The following is a 533-nucleotide window of genomic DNA, read 5'->3' on the forward strand; positions in this document are numbered from 1 at the left end:
CTCGACGCGTTTCGGCTGGCCCCTTCGGTGGGGCTCAGCGAACCCTGGCGCGTGATCCGCGTCGATAGCAACGCCGCACGCGACGCGGCCCTAAGGAATTTTCAAACCGCCAATGCCAAGGCGTTAGATGGCTATTCCGGTGAGAAGGCAAAGCTTTACAGCGAGTTGAAGTTGTCCGGGATGCAGGACGCCCCGGTGCAGCTGGCCGTGTTTTGCGACGATGCCACCGAAAAAGGCCAGGGTCTGGGCGCAGGCACAATGCCCGAGATGCGGCGGTATTCGGTCGTGTCGGCGATCACACTGTTCTGGCTCGCTTTGCGCGCAGAAGGTTTGGGCTTGGGCTGGGTGTCCATCCTTGACCCCGACCAACTTACCCGTGATTTGGACGTGCCCGAGACCTGGCGGTTGATCGGGTATTTCTGCGTCGGCTGGCCCGAAGTATTCTCGGACACGCCGGAACTGGAACAGGTCGGCTGGGAAAACCGAAACGAAACTCTGCCCATCGAGGTGAGATAGGCACATGTTCGGTTTGT

The 533-nt window shown here is 60.2% G+C and carries 1 protein-coding gene; it reads left to right on the forward strand.

The features are described from left to right. A partial coding sequence (gene bluB / locus ACR0LL_RS21350) for a 5,6-dimethylbenzimidazole synthase (protein WP_480589347.1) occupies window positions 1-516 on the forward strand: 516 nt, incomplete at its 5' end. Between the last annotated feature and the right edge of the window lie 17 nt (window positions 517-533).

The sequence above is a fragment of the Ruegeria sp. AI2 genome (assembly GCF_056541275.1).